The 19,439-nt window shown below is 38.1% G+C and carries 17 protein-coding genes; all 17 read left to right on the forward strand.

All coding sequences use genetic code 11. The features are described 5' to 3' along the window. The first annotated feature begins 213 nt into the window (after nt 1-213). Nucleotides 214-1,998, forward strand: coding sequence for a S9 family peptidase (locus SM124_RS19315; protein ID WP_322448173.1), 1,785 nt, complete (start codon nt 214-216; stop codon nt 1,996-1,998). A 117-nt stretch (nt 1,999-2,115) separates the two neighbouring features. Next, a complete protein-coding gene (locus SM124_RS19320; RefSeq protein WP_322448174.1) occupies nt 2,116-2,955 on the forward strand; it encodes a deoxyribonuclease IV in 840 nt (279 codons plus the stop codon). Nucleotides 2,956-3,055: 100 nt separating this feature from the next. Then, on the forward strand, nt 3,056-3,961 hold the full coding sequence (locus SM124_RS19325) for a CBASS cGAMP-activated phospholipase (RefSeq protein ID WP_322448175.1): 906 nt from the start codon (nt 3,056-3,058) through the stop codon (nt 3,959-3,961). 146 nt (nt 3,962-4,107) lie between these two features. Then, on the forward strand, nt 4,108-5,433 hold the full coding sequence (locus tag SM124_RS19330; protein WP_322448176.1) for an MFS transporter: 1,326 nt from the start codon (nt 4,108-4,110) through the stop codon (nt 5,431-5,433). A 115-nt stretch (nt 5,434-5,548) separates the two neighbouring features. After that, a complete protein-coding gene (locus tag SM124_RS19335) occupies nt 5,549-5,893 on the forward strand; it encodes a metal-sensitive transcriptional regulator (RefSeq protein WP_322448177.1) in 345 nt (114 codons plus the stop codon). Nucleotides 5,894-5,914: 21 nt separating this feature from the next. After that, complete coding sequence (gene copZ / locus SM124_RS19340; RefSeq protein WP_322448178.1) at nt 5,915-6,121, forward strand: copper chaperone CopZ; 207 nt, start codon at nt 5,915-5,917, stop codon at nt 6,119-6,121. 87 nt (nt 6,122-6,208) lie between these two features. Further along, nucleotides 6,209-8,626: a heavy metal translocating P-type ATPase gene (locus SM124_RS19345; protein WP_322448179.1), complete on the forward strand. Its 2,418-nt coding sequence runs from the start codon at nt 6,209-6,211 to the stop codon at nt 8,624-8,626. 79 nt (nt 8,627-8,705) lie between these two features. Further along, nucleotides 8,706-9,572 (forward strand): DUF8832 domain-containing protein, encoded by an 867-nt coding sequence (locus SM124_RS19350; protein ID WP_322448180.1) that lies wholly within the window; start codon nt 8,706-8,708, stop codon nt 9,570-9,572. A gap of 392 nt (nt 9,573-9,964) precedes the next feature. Continuing rightward, the gene (locus SM124_RS19355; protein WP_322448181.1) at nt 9,965-11,140 is read left to right on the forward strand and encodes an LL-diaminopimelate aminotransferase; all 1,176 of its coding nucleotides are present in this window, start codon (nt 9,965-9,967) and stop codon (nt 11,138-11,140) included. Between the two features lie 14 nt (nt 11,141-11,154). Then, nucleotides 11,155-12,636: an aldehyde dehydrogenase family protein gene (locus tag SM124_RS19360; RefSeq protein WP_322448182.1), complete on the forward strand. Its 1,482-nt coding sequence runs from the start codon at nt 11,155-11,157 to the stop codon at nt 12,634-12,636. A 174-nt stretch (nt 12,637-12,810) separates the two neighbouring features. After that, entirely contained in the window at nt 12,811-13,977 is a 1,167-nt protein-coding gene (locus tag SM124_RS19365) for an NAD(P)/FAD-dependent oxidoreductase (RefSeq protein WP_322448183.1), read from the forward strand. Nucleotides 13,978-14,004: 27 nt separating this feature from the next. Next, nucleotides 14,005-14,847 (forward strand): 3-hydroxyacyl-CoA dehydrogenase, encoded by an 843-nt coding sequence (locus SM124_RS19370; RefSeq protein ID WP_322448184.1) that lies wholly within the window; start codon nt 14,005-14,007, stop codon nt 14,845-14,847. Between the two features lie 26 nt (nt 14,848-14,873). Continuing rightward, nucleotides 14,874-15,587: a CoA transferase subunit A gene (locus SM124_RS19375; protein ID WP_407691425.1), complete on the forward strand. Its 714-nt coding sequence runs from the start codon at nt 14,874-14,876 to the stop codon at nt 15,585-15,587. Next, on the forward strand, nt 15,568-16,248 hold the full coding sequence (locus SM124_RS19380) for a 3-oxoacid CoA-transferase subunit B (RefSeq protein ID WP_322448186.1): 681 nt from the start codon (nt 15,568-15,570) through the stop codon (nt 16,246-16,248). The genes SM124_RS19375 and SM124_RS19380 overlap by 20 nt, the downstream gene beginning before the upstream one ends. Nucleotides 16,249-16,263: 15 nt before the next feature. Continuing rightward, nucleotides 16,264-17,040, forward strand: a complete 777-nt coding sequence (locus tag SM124_RS19385) for an enoyl-CoA hydratase/isomerase family protein (RefSeq protein WP_322448187.1) — start codon at nt 16,264-16,266, stop codon at nt 17,038-17,040. Nucleotides 17,041-17,058: 18 nt separating this feature from the next. After that, the gene (locus tag SM124_RS19390; RefSeq protein WP_322448188.1) at nt 17,059-18,207 is read left to right on the forward strand and encodes an acyl-CoA dehydrogenase family protein; all 1,149 of its coding nucleotides are present in this window, start codon (nt 17,059-17,061) and stop codon (nt 18,205-18,207) included. Nucleotides 18,208-18,230: 23 nt separating this feature from the next. After that, nucleotides 18,231-19,424, forward strand: coding sequence for a thiolase family protein (locus tag SM124_RS19395; RefSeq protein WP_322448189.1), 1,194 nt, complete (start codon nt 18,231-18,233; stop codon nt 19,422-19,424). The last annotated feature ends 15 nt before the right edge of the window (nt 19,425-19,439 follow it).

The raw sequence follows: 19,439 nt of genomic DNA on the forward strand, positions 1-19,439 counted from the left end.
GGTCGAGACCCCACAGACGGCACGGCGAGGAGGCTCGACTTCCTCCCCGCGGAAAGCAAGTGCCTGGACCGGAAATCAACGGACGAAATTACGAGAGTAATTCAAATATCAATAGCATAATTTAATAGTGAGTTATTGGACAGACCCTTTTTTACTTGAAGAATTATTAGAATAATAATATTATTTAAAAAAGTACAAATAAGGGAGTTATATATGATTACTTTTAAACAAGCAAGTATGGAAAGCTACTTTAGAACATTAAATATTACTGATTTTGATGTGAGTCCGCAACAAGATGAAATCATCTATTCTACTAATTTAAATGGACATTACAACTTATGGGCGATGAAACTCGATAAAGGCTATCCTTATCAAATGACGAACACGAATCAAATGAATTCCTTTGTTAAATATGACCCAAGTGGACGATACATACTAACTGGATATGATTTTGACGGTGATGAGGATTATCACGTTTACGCTTTTCCACCAACTGGAGGAGAAACTACCCCCATTCTACAGAAGAAAGGGGAAAAGTATTATTATGGTGAGTTGTCTAAGGATGGCAATACTTTTTATTATGTGACTAGTGAAGGAAACCCAAGTTTCTTAAACATTTGCCGAATTAATTTAGAGACTAATGAAAAAGAAGTTTTATTGAGCGGTGATGTTGGACCGAGCTATCTTTACTCTGTTAGCCCTGATGAAAGTTCCTTTGCCTATTCAAAAAGTATCGGAAATACTAGTGCGTTTGGTTATATTGCTCGAAATCAAGAACATATTCTCATATCTCCTGCCGGGGAAGAGGCACACCGTGTAAGTCAAGTTGAATATCTGACTAATGACGAAGTACTAGTATTATCAAACTTTGGCAGTGAATTCACCTATTTAGCTTCTTTCCACCTTCAGACTAAAACGTTTGAAAAACTAGTAGAACTGGATGGTTTTGAATTGTCTCAGTTAACCTTGGATTCTACGAATAATCGAGTGTTTTTCGTTGCTGGAAGAGGGGCTGAAGACCATCTATATGTATATGAACTTGAAACAAAGAAGTTAGATAGAGTTGATAAGCCATTTGACATTGTAGATAAAATTGTCATAAAAAATGGGCATTTATACACACTTGGACGTTCAAGTGTAACCCCTGCAAATCTGTATCGTAGTGAGCAATTAAATGATTGGGAGCAACTAACAGAACATCAACTTTTAGGGGTGAAGGAATCAGAACTTATCCAACCGGAAGTGTTAAGTTATTCTAGTTTTGATGGGTTGGAAATCGAGGCACTCTATTTTTCTCCCAAGAAAGAACTAGATAATGGTTATACAATTTTATGGCCACATGGTGGACCTCAATGGGCGGAAAGAAAGAATTTCCGTGCGATCTTTCAATATTTATGTTCACAAGGATACCGTATATTTACCCCGAATTTTAGAGGAAGTACCGGTTACGGAGAAAGCTTTCTCAAATTAGTAAATAAAGATTGGGGCGGCGGGCCTCGCCTAGATATTATAGCTGGAATGGACTGGTTAATTGAACAAGGAAAAGCGAGTACCGATAAATGGTTCTGTATTGGTGGAAGTTACGGCGGCTATATGACTCTTCTCCTCCATGGACGCCATAGTGACCGATTTAAAGCTTTTGTAGATATATTCGGTCCAAGTAATTTATTTACAACACTCGAAACAGCCCCAGAACATTGGAAAGCTGCTGATGCGGAATCAATTGGAGATGCTGTGATAGATCGTGAAAAACTCATCGAGGATTCCCCTATGACCTATATTGATGCAATGAACAAGCCAATGCTTGTGATCCAAGGGGCTAATGACCCTCGTGTCGTAAAAGTGGAATCTGATGTTATTGTCGAAGCGATGCAAAGTCGTGGGCAAGATGTAGAGTATTTAGTTCTTGAAGATGAGGGGCACGGATTCTCGAAAACAGAAAATGCAATAAAAGTTTACAAAACAATGGTTAGCTTCTTGCAAAAATATGTAGACTAGCTGCGAAAAACAAGACTTCAAGATTGAGGTCTTGTTTTTTGTTTCTAAAAACTTACTACATACATTTGTCAAAATCGCTGAAACTATAGAAAAGGAAAATACAGGAGAGAACATCATATGAAGTTTGGTTGTCATGTAAGTATCAGACATGGTTACTTAGGAGCTGCAAAATATGCTCATTCAATAGGGGCTAATTGCTATCAATATTTTCCGAAAAACCCAAGAAGTTTGTCTGTTAAAGAGTTTAACAAGGAAGATGCAAAACTTTGTAAGGAATTTTGTCTAGAACACCATTTGTCCTCTATTGCCCATACACCCTATCCTACCAGTCTCACACCTTCAGACGAAAAAAAAGAAGCGACCATCGAATCCCTAATTAATGATCTAGAAATTGCAGATGCATGCGGATCAATTGGGGTCGTTGTCCACTATGGAAGCCATTTTGATGCAACTAATCCACTAGCCGGTTATCAAATGATGATTGAAATGCTAAACACGGTGCTAGAAAATTGGGAGGGAAAATGTTTAATTTTATTAGAGAATACTGCTGGAAAGCCAGGAACAATGGGCACCACTTTAGAGGAGTTAGTACAAGTACGTACTCTATGTGAGCAACCAAATAAAATCGGCTTTTGTTTAGATACTTGTCATGCGTTTTCTAGTAGTATTTGGACTGGTGAGAATCATGAAGAATTGTTTTCTAAAGGAAAAGAACTGGATTATTGGAGTCATTTAAAAGCGATTCATTTAAATAATTCAAAATATCCAAGTGGTTCCGGCAAGGATCGTCACGAGAACATTTTTAAGGGCAAATACATAGCTCAGGAACAATTTAATGCATTCATTACATCACCAATTTTGAAGAATATCCCTTTTATATTAGAGACACCATCTGATGAGGGGGTAACCCATGGAAATGAAATTCAGCAGTTAAAAGAGACGTGGGGCGGGGCTTAAAAAAGTGGTTTCATTTAGTATATACCTAAAGGGGTTACCTGAGTTTATACATGGGAAGACTGTTTAGAAAACAATAGAAAATATAGGTGAATGTATGAGGATGCTATGCATTGATGGTGGAGGAATTAGAGGTGTCTTTGCCATCGCTATTTTAGAAGCTTTAGAAAATGAATGTCAGCAACCAATTAGTGAACTGTTTGACGTGATTGCAGGTACAAGTACAGGCTCTATCATTGCTGCCTCCATTTGTGTAAAAAAAGAAATGGGGGAGGTACTAGCTGGTTATAAGCAGTATGGAGAGAAAATTTTCACCCGTCAAGCAAAGGTTGGTTTATTTAAAAGTGTATATAGCGATCGTTATTTACGTCGCTTCTTTCAAAAAGCCTTTGGTGAACTAACATTATCTGATATTAAGCAACCATTACTCATTCCAGCGGTCGATGTAACTCATGGTAAACCATTTGTACTTAGGTCAAACTTTGGGCACCCCGATAGCGAGGACCTATCCATAAAACTCTGGGATGCTGTACTTTCATCGTGTTCAGCTCCCATTTATTTTCCTCCTAATAATATAAATAATAAATATCTTTCAATTGATGGAGGTTTATGGGCAAATAACCCATCGTTAGTATGCATTACAGAAGCGATACACTTCTTTAAAAAAGAAATGAAAGACATACAAATCCTTTCTTTAGGTACCGGACAACAAAATATTGATTTTTCCATTGAAACAGAAGCACACTGGGGAATAAGACAATGGATGCCGTTCCACTTTCCATCCATGAAGGTAACGCCTAAACTATTAGACTTAGCCCTACACCTATCTTCAGAATCCGTATCCTATCACTGCCAACTTTTATTAGGTAATCAATATTTAAGAATAAATGAAGAACTAGGAAAAGAAGTGCCATTTGATGATGTAAGATTTATTGAAGAGTTAATTGAATTAGGAAGACAAGTGGTTAAAGATAATAAGGAAGAAGTGTTAAATTTTATCAGTAATTAGTCCGTATCTTTCATATAGATTGCGGGCTTTTTTGTTATTAATTTTATTTTGTAAGTTTTTTTTAAAAAACACTTTACATAGGGTACCGGGGTATAGTATAAATATATTAACAAGTTTTTCCTTTGAAAATATTGGAGGTAACTAAAATGGAAACTGTATTAATGAAAAATCAAACATTAGAAAGTAAGCTTAGAGGTTTTACTTTAACAATTCTATTAACAGGTATTTTTATGGGAGCACTCGACCATGGAATCGTTGGTCCAGCTTTAAGCTCGATACTAAATGCTTATCAAATTGACGCTTCATGGGGAGTTTGGAGTTTCACCATTTACACTTTATTATTTGCCGTTAGTATTCCGTTAATGGGAAAATTCTCTGACCGATTCGGAAGAAAAGTAATTTTCATGATTGGTATTAGCTTGTTTGGACTAGGTTCACTCCTAGCAGCTTTAGCGCCAAACTTTATCATGTTCCTCATCGGGAGAAGTATTCAAGCCATAGGGACAGGGGGTATATTCCCCATTACATCTGCATTTATTGCCGTTAGCTATCCACAAGAAACAAGAGCAAAAGCTATGGGTTGGATTGGAGTTATCTTTGGACTTGGAAGCATTTTAGGGCCAATTGTTGGTGGACTAATCATTCAAAGCTATTCATGGCAATGGATATTCCTAATCAATGTACCAATCGCCATTATTGTAGTAGCATTAATTAGCACAGTGAAACTACCTCAAGTCATCAATAAGAAAAAAATTGATTACCTAGGAATGCTCTCGATAACAGCAATTATTCTTAGTATTATGTTAGGGATCACTACAAAGAACTTACTTGTATTTGTTATTGGTCTAGCTTTAATACCGATTTTTATCATGATTGAACGTAAATCTGAAGATCCTATAGTAAAACTAGAATATTTTAAATCAAATCAACTAAGATTAAACTTGCTATTCTCTTTAGTGTCAGGGTTTATCATGGCGTCAACGATTAATCTTTTGCCATGGTTCATTGAAACAAATTATAATGTAGCTAAAGCTTCAGCAGCACTAGGCGTAACACCATTGGCTGTATTTTCAATGATAGCTTCTTTAGTAGGTGGACATTTAGTAACGAAGTATGGGGCAAAGAAAGTATTATTTCTAGGTTTTACAATTACAACAATAGGTGGAGTCCTATTAACGATTCCGGCAAGTTATGAAATTCTACTAGGTATCGTTGGCTTAGTTGGTTTTGGAATCGGAATTATTATCGGGGCACCGCTAAATATTTTAATGATTCAAGGAACATCAATGGCAGAAGCAGGTTCAGCTATTGGGTTACTAAGTTTATTTAGATCATTAGGTTCAACAATAGGTCCAACTGTTGCTGGTATCATATTAGTAGTAACAGATAACGATTTCATGTATGTAAGCCTACTATTAGCAGCATTATCTGCTTTATCGTTGTTATTATTCACTGTATTTAAAAGAGCATAAATAGAGAAATTGTACCCTCTTGCCATACACTTTTCACAACTTGGAAAAATTTTTTATTTAACTCTTTACATAGGGTAGGAGGGTATAGTAAATTATAATTAAGGAGGTTGAGCGAATGGAAAATGAAAACTTAAATGTAGATCCGTTAGATGTTGAAAGTTGTTGCTCCAGCCATTCAGAGCGAGCAAGTCACCATACAGATAAAGTGAAAAAGAGCTTAATTCACCGCTTAAACAGAATAGAAGGACAAATTCGCGGTGTAAAGGGGCTTATTGAAAAAGATACTTACTGTGATGATGTTATCACTCAAATATCAGCAATTCAATCAGCATTAAATGGTTTTTCAAAAGTTTTACTAGAAGCTCACCTTAAAAGCTGTGTAACAGAGCGAATTCAAGAAGGCGACAAAGAAGTCGTTGATGAACTTCTTATAACCATTCAAAAATTAATGAAAAAGTAACTTAAAAGGAGCGATTTTATTATGGAAAAAGTAACATTAAATGTTGGTGGAATGTCTTGTGGACATTGCGTAAATGCAATTGAAGGTACAGTTGGTAAATTAGCAGGTGTATCAAGCGTAAAAGTAAATCTAAGCGATGCTCAAGTTGATGTAGAATTTGATTCAACTCAAGTTTCATTAGACGCAATCAAAGAAGCAATTGACGATCAAGGATATGACGTTGCATAAAAAATTCAGGAAAACGTGCAATAACTAAACTGCACGTTTTCTTTTGAACACTTACATACCCATACGGGGTATAAAGGAGGTTATAACATGAGTGAAGCATTAAAAGAAGCCAATTTGCAAATCGTTGGGATGACTTGCGCCGCTTGTGCAACAAGGATTGAAAAAGGGCTAAAAAAAATAAATGGTGTAGAAGATGCAAGCGTAAACTTCGCTTTAGAAAGAACTTCAATCAAATACGATTCAACTGTCACTAATATTAACGATTTTAAAGAAAAAATCAAAAACCTTGGATACGAAGTGGTTTCCGAGAAGGTTGAATTAGGTATTATCGGAATGACATGTGCAGCTTGTTCAACTCGTATTGAGAAGGGTTTAAATAAGCTAGAAGGTGTTACAAAAGCAAATGTTAATTTAGCTTTAGAAACAGCAACTATTGAGTATGATCCAAGTTCAGTAAATGTATCAGATATGATTAGTAGAGTAGAGAAATTAGGATACAAAGCATCACTAAAAGATGAGAAAAAAGAGGACATTGAGGATATTAAGGCTCGTGAGTTAGAAACTCAAAAAGGGAAGTTTATTTTCTCACTTATCTTATCCGTTCCGTTATTATGGGCAATGGTTAGTCACTTTAGTTTTACATCGTTTATATACTTACCAGAAATGCTTATGAACCCATGGGTCCAACTGGCATTAGCCACTCCGGTGCAATTTATTGTAGGTAAACAGTTTTATGTTGGTGCATATAAAGCCCTTCGCAATAAAAGTGCAAACATGGACGTACTAGTGGCTCTTGGTACATCCGCTGCTTATTTTTACAGTATCTATTTATCGATTCTTTCTATCGGATCAAACGAACATATGGTTTCACTATACTTCGAAACAAGTGCTGTACTTATCACTTTAATTATCTTAGGAAAACTTTTCGAAGTTCGTGCAAAAGGGCGTTCATCAGAAGCGATTAAGAAGTTAATGGGACTTCAAGCAAAAACGGCTACTATTGTAAGAGATGGTGTGGAGCTAGAAGTTCCTTTAGAAGAAGTGCTAGTCGGCGATATTCTTCACATTAAACCAGGTGAAAAGGTTCCTGTTGATGGGGAAATTATTGAAGGAAGATCGGCTCTTGATGAGTCTATGTTAACGGGAGAAAGTATTCCAGTTGATAAAACAGTTGGGGATTCTGTAATCGGAGCGACCATCAATAAAAATGGATTTATTAAAGTGAAAGCAACAAAAGTGGGTCGTGATACAGCTTTAGCCCAAATTATTAAAGTAGTAGAAGAAGCACAAGGTTCTAAAGCTCCTATTCAGCGTTTGGCTGACCAAATCTCTGGTATTTTCGTACCGATTGTTGTAGGAATTGCGATTATTACCTTCCTAGTTTGGTATTTCATGGTAGACCCAGGTAACTTTGCAGAAGCTTTAGAAAAATTAATCGCTGTTTTAGTTATCGCTTGTCCATGTGCTTTAGGTTTAGCAACTCCAACCTCAATCATGGCTGGTTCTGGTCGTGCTGCAGAGTTTGGAATTCTGTTTAAAGGCGGAGAACATTTAGAAATGACTCACCGTTTAACAACCATTTTACTTGATAAAACAGGTACAGTAACAAATGGTAAACCAACTTTAACAGATGTAATCGTAGAAAATGGAATGGAAGAAAACCAATTCTTATCTTTAGTTGGAACATCTGAAAAGCAATCAGAACATCCATTAGCAGAAGCAATTGTAGCTGGAATTAAAGAAAAGAACATCGAACTAACGAATGTCGAAGAGTTTGAAGCAATCCCAGGTTTCGGTATTCAAGCGAAAGTGGATGGAAATGTTGTTCTAGCTGGAACTAGAAAATTAATGAGAAAAAATAATATCAACATCGATCATGCTCTTCCTAAAATGGAAAGCTTAGAAGCTAGCGGAAAAACCGCGATGCTGATTGCAATCAATAATCAATATGCGGGTATGGTTGCTGTAGCAGATACGATTAAAGATACATCTAAACAAGCGATTAAACGTTTAAAGGAAATGGGTCTTGAGGTTGTTATGATTACTGGTGACAACCAACGTACAGCTGAAGCAATCGCGAAAGAAGCAGGTATTGATCATGTTGTTGCAGAGGTTTTACCTGAAGGAAAAGCGGAAGAAGTGAAAAGACTTCAACAGCAGGGTAAGAAAGTTGCCATGGTTGGTGATGGAATTAATGATGCTCCAGCTTTAGCAACAGCTGACATTGGAATGGCCATTGGTACGGGAACAGATGTAGCGATGGAAGCAGCTGATATTACTTTAATTCGTGGAGATTTAAATAGCATTGCAGATGCAATCTTTATGAGTAAAAAAACGATCAGAAATATTAAGCAAAACTTATTCTGGGCATTTGGATATAACACTCTTGGTATTCCAATTGCAGCTCTTGGATTCCTAGCACCATGGTTAGCTGGGGCAGCAATGGCCTTTAGTTCAGTATCCGTTGTACTGAATGCATTAAGACTACAAAGAGTAAAATTATAAGGCTCTAACAAACCGAATTAGCGGATCATTACTACGATTGATGGTCCGCTACCATTTTGCAGTAAAGGAGGAAAATAGAATGAAGAAATGGATGTTTTCAGCCATTTTATATTTAGCCCTTGTTATTGGTGGATATTTCACATACGATGCATTTTTTGCTAAGGCAGGAGAAACTGACTCCCATGATATGAGCGCAGAACATGAAACGAACAAGGAAGTATCACATGCTGACGAAGAATCACATGAAGAGGATGGTCACGAAGAAGGTGGCACAACTGAACATAGTGAACATGCTGAGGCTGCACCAACAGAGAGCGATGTCGTTGTTTCTTTAACAGCGGAAAATAATACATTATCTATTAATCTAGAGGATAAAGAAGGTAAGCCAGTAACGGAATTAGAAGTAAATCATGAAAAACTTCTACATTTAATTGTCGTGGATGAAACTCTAGAAGATTATTATCACTTACATCCAGAACAAATTGGTGAGGGACAATTCAAGGTTGATGTTGATTTAAAAGACGGAAATTATAAAGCTTTCGTTGATATAAAACCAACCAACTTAAACTATATCGTTCAGCCAACAGAATTTGTAATCGGTAACCCAGATGGTCATAGCCACGGAGAACTAAAGGCCGATGACCAATTAGTTAAAACGATTGACGGGAATAAAGTTGAATTAAACGTTAGCTCATTTAGCTTAAATGAACATGTAACTTTAACATTCAACACGGGGGATATTGAGCTAGAACCTTACCTAGGTGCTATGGGGCACGTCGTAATCTTAGATGAACACGCAAACGAATACATCCACGTACACCCAGCAGACCACGAAAAACCAATCTTCGAAACAGAATTTACAAAACCAGGACTATATAAAATCTGGGGAGAATTCAAACAAAACGGGAAAGTAACCGCTTATCCTTTTGTTATAGAAATTAAATAAGTATGGGTATAAGAAGCTGATTCTAAAGGTTTACACTTTGGTTTCAGCTTTTTTTGTTATACAAAGTAATATAGTCCATCTGTTGATTGGAGCGGATGGTGCTTGACTCCTGGGGGAGCAGCGTTACAGGCGAGACCCCACAGGAGCTTGCGACGAGGAGGCTCGGCGAACGCCCCCCGGAAAGCAAGCACCAGGAGCGGAAATCAACATTTGTTAAACCAAATCACATATAAAGAACCTCTAAAAAGATTTTATTAAAAAAGCCCCTTTGTAAAAATCATACGGAATTCCTTCATATTTCTCCCCTATTTTTGTACACATCAACCATAGTTATATCCCGATAAAAATTATAAATTTAATATATAGTTGATAACCTCAAGGAGGGTGTGTATGTGAAATATCAATCGGATCGAGTAGGTCAAATCCCACCCTATTTATTTGCTGAAATTAATAAAAAGAAAGCAAAAATGATGGAATCTGGAGTAGATATTATTGACTTAGGAATCGGAGACCCTGACCTTCCAACACCACCACACATCGTTGAAAAATTGGTGGAAGAAATGAACAACCCGAGTAACTTTAAATACCCAAGTTTTATCGGATGCACAGAATTCAGGCAAGCTGTAGCGAACTTTTATCAAAGACAATACGGTGTCAACCTTGATCCTGAAACAGAAGTGTTAGCTCTTATTGGCTCAAAAGAAGGAATTGCACACATCATTCCCACTCTTGTTGATCCTGGAGAATATGTTTTAATACCAGATCCAAGCTATCCTGTTTACCGAATGGCCACTCTTCTAGCCAATGGGAAGTACCACAATATGCCTTTATTAAAAGAAAATAATTTTGAGCCTGACTTTGATTTAATTCCAGAAGAGATATTACGTCAGTCTAAATTAATGTTTTTAAACTATCCTGGTAACCCGACCTCTGCAACAGTAGACCTTTCATTTTTTGAGAAGGCTATACAGTTTGCTAAGACACGTAACATTCCGATAGCACATGACTCTGCTTATAATATGGTTACTTTTGATGACTATAAAGCCCCGAGCATCCTTCAAATAAATGGAGCAAAAAAGTATGCTGTTGAATTTGGATCTCTTTCAAAAACCTATAATATGACCGGTTGGAGAATTGGTTATATCGTTGGAAATCGAGAAATAATTAAAGCGCTTTCAACTTATAAAAGCAATACAGATACAGGACAATTCACACCCATTCAAAAAGCGGCGGCTTTTGCCTTAAATAGTGATCAAAGCTGCATCCAAACACATAACGCCATTTATAAAGAACGCATGAATGCGATGCTTGCTGGTTTGAAATCAATTGGTATTCAAGTGACACCGCCAAAGGGGAGTTTTTTCATTTGGGCTCCTGTGCCAGCTGGATTTACATCGGCTGAATTCGTTACAAATGTGTTAGAGCAAACAGGGGTCATTTTAACTCCTGGAAGTGCTTTTGGACCTTCAGGGGAAGGGTATTTCCGAGTCTCTCTGTCTGTTCCTAGTGAAAGGCTATATGAGGCTGTTGAAAGAATCAAGAAAAATATAAAATTAGAAATCGTTTAGAGGAGGAATCGTCTATGAAAAGATACTTAAATTTTATTAACGGAGAATGGTGTTCGTCTGCTTCTGAAAAGTTTGCACCTATATATAACCCTGCAAACGGTGAAGTTTTAGGAGAAGTCATTCAATCGACAAAGGAAGATGTTGATTTAGCGGTTCAAGCAGCAAAGAATGCTCAAAAATCATGGAGATTGGTTCCTGCACCAGAACGGGCAGATTATTTATATAAAGTAGCCTATTTATTAAAGGAAAGAAAAGAACATATCGCACAAATCTTAACGAGTGAGATGGGGAAAGTCATTTCTGAAGCTCGTGGAGAAGTTCAAGAGGCGATTGATATGGCTTATTATATGGCTGGAGAAGGTCGACGTATGTTTGGAGACACTGTACCTTCAGAACTTCGAAATAAATTTGCGTTAAGTGTACGTGTTCCAGTAGGTGTAGCAGGTTTAATTACTCCTTGGAATTTCCCAATTGCGATCGCCTCTTGGAAATCACTACCTGCACTTGTAACAGGAAATGCAGTAGTCTGGAAGCCAGCAACGGAAACTCCTATGGTTGCCTATGAATTTGTGCGAGTTTATGAGGAAGCTGGTTTACCAAAAGGTCTTATTAATCTAGTGAACGGTTCAGGAAGTGTTGTAGGAAATGCAATGGTTGATCATCCGGATATTGACCTCATTTCTTTTACAGGTTCAAACGAAGTCGGGAAAGAAATTAACGGTCGTGCAGGTGCTCTTTTAAAAAGAACCTCTCTTGAGATGGGCGGAAAAAATGCCGTAACGGTATTAGAGGACGCTAATTTAGATTTGGCTGTTGACGGAATCCTTTGGGGAGCATTCGGAACAAGTGGTCAAAGATGTACCGCCACGAGTAGAATTATCGTACATGAAAGTGTCAAAGAAGCATTAGAGCAAAAATTACTAAATCGAATTGGCGAACTAAAGTTAGGGAACGGTCTAGATGAAACGGTTAAGGTAGGACCTGTCATCAATCGTTCTTCATTGGAAAGAATTCATGAGTTTGTGCAAATAGGAAAAGATGAGGGAGCTAAACTGTTAACCGGCGGACATTATGTAACGGAGGAAGGGTTAGAGTTTGGTAACTATTATGCTCCTACCATTTTTACAGATGTAACACCAGATATGCGTATTGCTCAGGAAGAAATCTTTGGTCCAGTCGCTTCTATCATTCCTGTTAAAAGTTTAGAAGAAGCCGTTGAAGTGAACAACAGTGTAGAGTTTGGATTATCAAGTGCTATTTTTACAGCTGATGTTAATAAAGCTTTCCAGGCTATGAGAGATTTAGATACTGGAATAGTCTATATAAATGCTGGGACAACAGGTGCTGAAATTCATCTTCCATTTGGAGGAACAAAAGGAACTGGAAATGGTCATCGAGATTCTGGTGTAGCATCCTTAGATGTGTATACGGAGTGGAAATCCATTTATATAGACTATAGTGGGAAGCTACAAAGAGCGCAAATTGATAATTACTAAATCATATAAATTAATTCCTTCTATTAAGAACATGCTAAAGTGCCAGGCACCAAAAATGCCTGGCATGATGTTTATTTTACTAGAATAATCACTTTGTTCACAATCGATATACTAAATCTCATATATAACTCGTACATATAATAATAGAGTCTATGTATTAATGGGGTGAAACACGTGAATAACAAGGCTGATGTGATCATTATTGGTGGCGGTGTTATTGGATCTAGTATTGCATATAATCTTTTGAATGATGGGTTTAGTGGTAGGGTTGTTGTATTTGAGAAAGATGGTTTGTACGAGTTTGCCTCAACTCCAAGGAGTGTTGGAGGAATCAGGCAACTTTACACAACGGCCATTAATATTCAACTAAGTAAATATAGTCTTCAAGTTTATAAGAATTTTTCAGAGACCATGACTATTGATCAAGAAAAAGCTGAAATTGATTTTAAACAAAGGGGTTATTTGTTCTTAGCTACAGAAGAGATGATTCCCCGATTCGAAAAGCACTTGAAACTTCAACATGACAACGGTATTAACTCCGAGCTACTAGGAATCAATGAACTGCTTGAAGTGATACCTGAACTAAATATAAATGATTTAGCCGGAGGACTTTATTGCTCAGAAAGTGGATATTTAGATCCATACTCTGTTATGCAAGGTTACATCAAATATGCTAAAAAACTCGGTGCAGAGTATGTTTACGATGAGGTAGAGAGCTTAATTACGGCAAGAGGGAAGATAACAGGGATTAAACTTATTAACGGACAGACTTACTCAGCTCCTATTGTTGTGAATTGTGCAGGGGCATGGGCTTCTATTTTAAGTGAGAAAGCTGGTTTGCCTTTACCAGTCGTTCCCCTACCGAGACAAGTGTTTCAATTTGATATTGAAAAACCATTAAGTAAGTACCTTCCGTTAACGATGGATCCTACCGGTGTTTACTTTCGCCATGAAGGAGAGAAATTCATTGCAGGTTATGCGGAAGAAATTGACCCGAAAATTGATTTTAAATGGAAGCGTTCATCCTTTGTTGAACATATTTGGCCCGTGCTTGCCAATCGAGTAACTAACTTTGAACATGCAAAAATCGAACGTGGTTGGGCAGGATTATATGACTTCAATACAAAGGATCATAACGCTATCTTAGGGGAATATCCTAACATGAAAGGATATTACGTAGCTTTCGGCTTTAGCGGTCATGGGATGCAGCAGGCACCAGCAGTAGGTAAAGGATTATCTGAGTTAATTCGTACAGGAAAATACGATACGATTGATATGACACCTTTAAGAGTGGAACGATTTGCTGAAAATGATCTTGTTGTTGAAGATGCAATTTATTAAAAACTAGTAATTAAAGGAGAAAGTACGATGAAAAATCTAACGGTAGTCGGTTCAGGAGTCATGGGTAGAGGGATTGCCTATGTGGCAGCCTTAGGTGGTTTTAATGTATACCTTCAAGATATTCAAGAAGAGAATCTAGAAAAAGCAAAAACATATATAGAAGTAGAAATGACGAAAAGTGCGGAAAAAGGTTTTCTGACGTTTGCACAAGTAGAGAATGCTCTTAAAAATATCCACTATACTAGTCTATTGGAGACAGCTGCAAAGGAAGCAGATATCGTTATTGAAGCGGTATTTGAATTAATGGAATTAAAAGTAGAGATCTTCAAAAAGCTAGATGAGCTTTGCCCAAAACACACAATCCTTGCCACGAATACTTCCACCATGAGTCCTACAGAAATCGCTGCACAAACTTCTCGTCCAGAAAAATGTATCGCTATGCACTTCTTTAATCCTGTTCACAAAATGAAGCTAATTGAATTAATTAGAGGTTTAGAAACATCAGATGAAACGGTTGAAATGGCTAAAGCTGTTGGTCAAAAATTAGGTAAAGAAACGGTGGAAATCAATGAGTTTCCAGGTTTCGTAACGAGTCGTATGAACTGCTTAATTGGAAACGAAGCTATGAATCTCTTAATGGAGGGTGTTGCTTCTGCCCACGATATTGATAAAGCCATGAAACTAGGGCTGAATCATCCAATGGGACCGTTAGAACTAGCTGATTTAGTAGGTTTAGATACTCGTCTTCGAAATATGGAATATCTTTATAAAACGCTAGGGGAAAAATACAGACCTTGTCCACTGCTCATTAAATATGTAAAGGCAGGTCGTTTGGGTCGTAAATCTGGAGCTGGGTTTTATCAATATTAATACTCCTCATGATCGGAGGAATGGGTATGAAACAACAATTAAGATGTGAAAAATTAAAAACAGCCCAAGAAGCAGTTGAAATGATTAGAGAAGGTGATGTGCTATTAGTAGGTGGATTCGGATTATGTGGGACACCATTTACGTTAATTGACACCATTTCAGAATCTAATCACGCTAAAAATTTAACTATTATTAGTAACAATCTCGGAGAAGCAGGTAAAGGGCTCGGGAAACTACTTATCTCTAAACATATAAAAAAAGCAACCGGATCTTACTTTACCTCGAACCGAGATGCCGTAAAGGCTTGGAAAGCGGGAGAGCTTGAAATTGAACTGATTCCACAAGGTACATTAGCAGAAGCTATTCGTGCTGGTGGTGCGGGTATTGCTGGTTTTTATACAAAAACAGCGGTCGGTACGAAGCTCGCTGAAGACAAAGAAGAAAGAATATTTGATGGAGAAAGATATATTTTCATTCGAAGTTTAAAAGGCAATGTTGCCTTAATCAAAGCAGCTAAAGCAGATACTTTAGGGAATTTAGTCTATTCTCGAACGGCCCGTAATTTTAATCCGATAATGGCAACGGCGGCAGACCTCGTGATAGCAGAAGTGGATGTAATCGTTGAAGTAGGAAGCTTAGATCCTGAACATATTGTGACCCCTCATTCATATGTAGATGTGGTTGTTATGAATGATCGCTATGAAAAAGTAGGAGGTGAATATGTTGAGCGAAAAAAATAGAGATGAGAGCTTTTATAAAATTAGAATAGCGAAAAGAATTGCACGGGAATTACAACCTCATACCGTCGTTAACCTTGGGGTAGGTATCCCAACATTAATTCAGAATTATCTTAATCCAGAACAGAATGTTTATTTACAATCAGAGAATGGACTACTTGGGATGGGACCGACTCCTCCAAAGGAAGAAATAGACATGGACTTGATCAGTGCAAGTAAACATCCTATTACGCTTGGAGTCGGTTCGTCTATTTTTTCAAGTTCGGACTCTTTTGTCATGATACGCGGTGGGCATATTGATGTAGCCGTGTTAGGTGCTCTTCAAGTAAGTGGGAAAGGAGAAATAGCGAATTGGGCCGTTCCTGGTCAAGACATTTTAGGTGTTGGTGGAGCAATGGACTTAGTGGCTAGCGCGAAGAAGATTATTGTAGCCATCACTCATTTGACCAAAAATCAAAAGCCTAAGATTGTTGAAGCTCTAAATTATCCGACTAGTGGAATTCGTACGGCAGAAATGATTGTAACAGAAAAGGCGGTATTTACAATTAATCAAGGCGAGCTCTTCTTACGGGAAGTAGCGGAAGACAGCTCCCTTGAGGAAGTACGTCACTTTACCGAAGCCAATTTTATCGTTTCTGACGATATGATTTACTCGTATAACTAGGGAATGGAGGAGAACATGAACTATAAAAACCTTATTGTGCAAATAGAAGATTCGCTAGGGTTTATTACGATTAATCGTCCAGAGCTTAGAAATGCGTTAAACCTAGACACATTAAAAGAGATTGAGCATGTTCTTGAGGCTTGGAGAGAGAATCCAGATGTAAAAGTCATTATTTTTACAGGGTCTGGTGAAAAGTCTTTTGCTGCTGGGGCTGATATTGCCCAGTTAAACAAAAGAACAATGATTGAGGCCCTACAACCAAACATGACAGCTACTTATCGAAAAATTGAAGAATATGATAAGCCAACTATTGCCGCGATTAATGGATACGCCCTTGGTGGCGGTCTTGAATTAGCTCTTGCATGTGACATACGAATTGCTTCATTCAATGCAAAAGTGGGGCTTCCAGAAGTAGGTCTAGGTATTATGCCAGGTGCAGGTGGAACCCAACGACTAACCAGAGTGATTGGAAAAGGAAAAGCAATGGAGCTCATCCTAACAGGCGATTTGTTGACTGCCGAAGAAGCAGAAAGATTTTGTCTAGTTAGTAGAGCCGTTCCTTCTGATGAACTTTTGGCTACAGCGAAAGAATATGCAAGGAAAATAAGTTTAAAAGGCCCCCTATCATTAAGACTAGCAAAAGCAGCTGTTAATAAAGGGGCTGATATTGAGATGGAGACCGCTCTATATTTGGAGAAATTATCACAAACGATTTTAATAGCTTCTGAGGATAAAAAGGAAGGAACGAATGCTTTTTTAGAAAAGCGACCTCCAAACTTTAAAGGAAAATGAGAAATAGGAGTGAGTAGTGTGGATTTTACTTTACCTGAAGATATTCTTCTATTAAAAAAGGCGGTTCATGATTTTGTACAAGAGGAAGTAGAAAAAGTAGCAATGGAAATTGAGGAAAACGACGAAATTCCAGAGCATATTGTAGAAGCCTCAAAAGAGATGGGGTTATTTGGTTTAAGTATTCCAGAAGAGTATGGTGGATTAGGTCTAGATATGGTCGGTAAATGCGCCATTTACGAGGAATTAGGGAAAACACATAACGGATACACCACCCTGATTGGGGCCCATACCGGGATCGGTTCGGTGGGGATTGTTGAACTTGGTACGCAGGAGCAAAAAGAAAAATACTTACCAAAAATGGCTACAGGTGAATGGATTGGGGCCTTTGCTCTTACTGAACCAAGCGCAGGTTCTAACGCAGCCAATTTGAAAACGAAGGCTGTTCGAAAAGGCGATAAATATATATTAAATGGTTCTAAGCACTATATAACTAACTCCCTTTGTGGCCATGTTTTTACCGTCATGGCTGTAACCGACCCGAGTAAAGGAGCTAAAGGGATCACATCTTTTATTGTTGAAAAAGATTTTCCTGGCTTCAAGGTTGGGGCTGTGGAAAGAAAAATGGGATTAAGAGGATCTCATTCAGCTGAGTTATTTTTCGAAGATTGCGAGGTTCCAGCTGAAAATGTGTTAGGAGAAGAGGGCAAAGGGTATGTAAATGCACTTAAAATCTTAGCCAATGGTCGTGCGGGCCTTGCTGCTAGAAACCTAGGGTCTTGTGAAAAGTTACTTGAGATGAGTATGAATTATGCGATGCAACGAATTCAATTTGAAAAGCCTATTTTTGAACAACAAGCTGTTCAACATATGCTGGCTGACATGGCGATGGAAATTGAATTGCTTCGCTCCATGACTTACCGTGTGGCTTGGATGTCTGACAAAGGAATGAGAGTGGTGAAAGAAGCCGCGATGGCAAAGTTATATGGCTCGGAAGTTTATAACCGAGTGGCAGATTTAGCGGTACAAATTCATGGTGGAATCGGCTATATGCGTGATTATCCAATTGAACGCTTTTATCGTGATGCTAGAATCACGAAAATCTATGAGGGAACGAGTCAAATTCAAAAGAATATTATTGCAGCAGAATTAAAACGAGGGTTTTTATAAAAGTAATCTGCGAGGTGAAAATCGTGAGAAATGTTGTGATTGTGGAAGGTGTGCGAACCGCCATTGGGAAAATGGGTGGTGCTTTAAAAGATATAGATGTTGATTTTTTATCAGAGAAAGTAATGCGTGAGGTATTGGTACGCAGCGGTGTGGAGGGAAGGGATGTTGAGGAAGTCATTTGGGGACATTCAAAACAGAGCTCCGACGTTCCTAACCTAGCCCGCGTAGCTGCTTTAAGAGCAGACCTCCCGATTGAAGTTCCAGGCTATACCGTCCATCGCCAATGTGGATCAGGTCAACAAGCGCTCAATAATGCAGCTCAACAAATCATGTGCGGGTTAGCAGAGGTCGTATTAGCAGGCGGAGCTGAAAGTATGAGTAATGCTCCATACTATTTAAGAAAGGCAAGATACGGATATGGTGCAGGGAATGCAGAAATTATTGATTCAAATACAGAAAGTCAGCCGAGAGCTCAACCTATTGAAGTGTACGGTCAATTAACTATGGGCTTAACAGCAGAGAATCTGGCTGAAAAATATAATATTAGCCGCTTGGAACAGGATCAATTTGCGTATGAAAGCCAAGTAAAAGCAGCTGCTGCTATTCAAAAAGGACTCTTCAAACAAGAAATTCTTCCATATGAGATAAAAAAGAAAAAAGAAACAATTTGCTTCGATACAGACGAACATCCACGTCTTACAAGCTTAGAAAAGCTTGCTACTCTAAGACCTGTTTTTAAAGACGGTGGAAGTGTAACAGCAGGGAATTCAAGTGGACGTAACGACGGGGCTGCGGCCTTAATTTTAATGTCAGAAGATGAAGCGAAAAATCGTGGGTTGTCTCCTCGCCTTCGTGTGGTCTCACAAGCGGTTGCTGGAGTGTCCCCAGAAATTATGGGAATTGGCCCAGTACCTGCTACAATCAAAGCTTTAAAACTAGCTGGTTTAACTTTGAATGATATCGATTTAATAGAATTAAACGAAGCCTTTGCTGCTCAGGCACTAGCGGTTGTTAAAGAGTTAGAAATTGATCAGAAGAAGCTTAATGTAAACGGCGGTGCAATCGCTTTAGGACATCCCATCGGAGGTACAGGGGCGATTTTAATGGTAAAATTAATGCACGAGATGGAACGTAGAGGAAGCAAATATGGTTTAGTGACTGCATGTATTGGCGGAGGCCAAGGCATTGCGACGATTGTTGAAAATCTACGGGTGTAATTTTTGGGAGGAGTA

It is taken from the genome of Robertmurraya mangrovi (genome assembly GCF_034427655.1).
Classification (GTDB): Bacteria; Bacillota; Bacilli; order Bacillales; family Cytobacillaceae; genus Robertmurraya_A; species Robertmurraya_A mangrovi.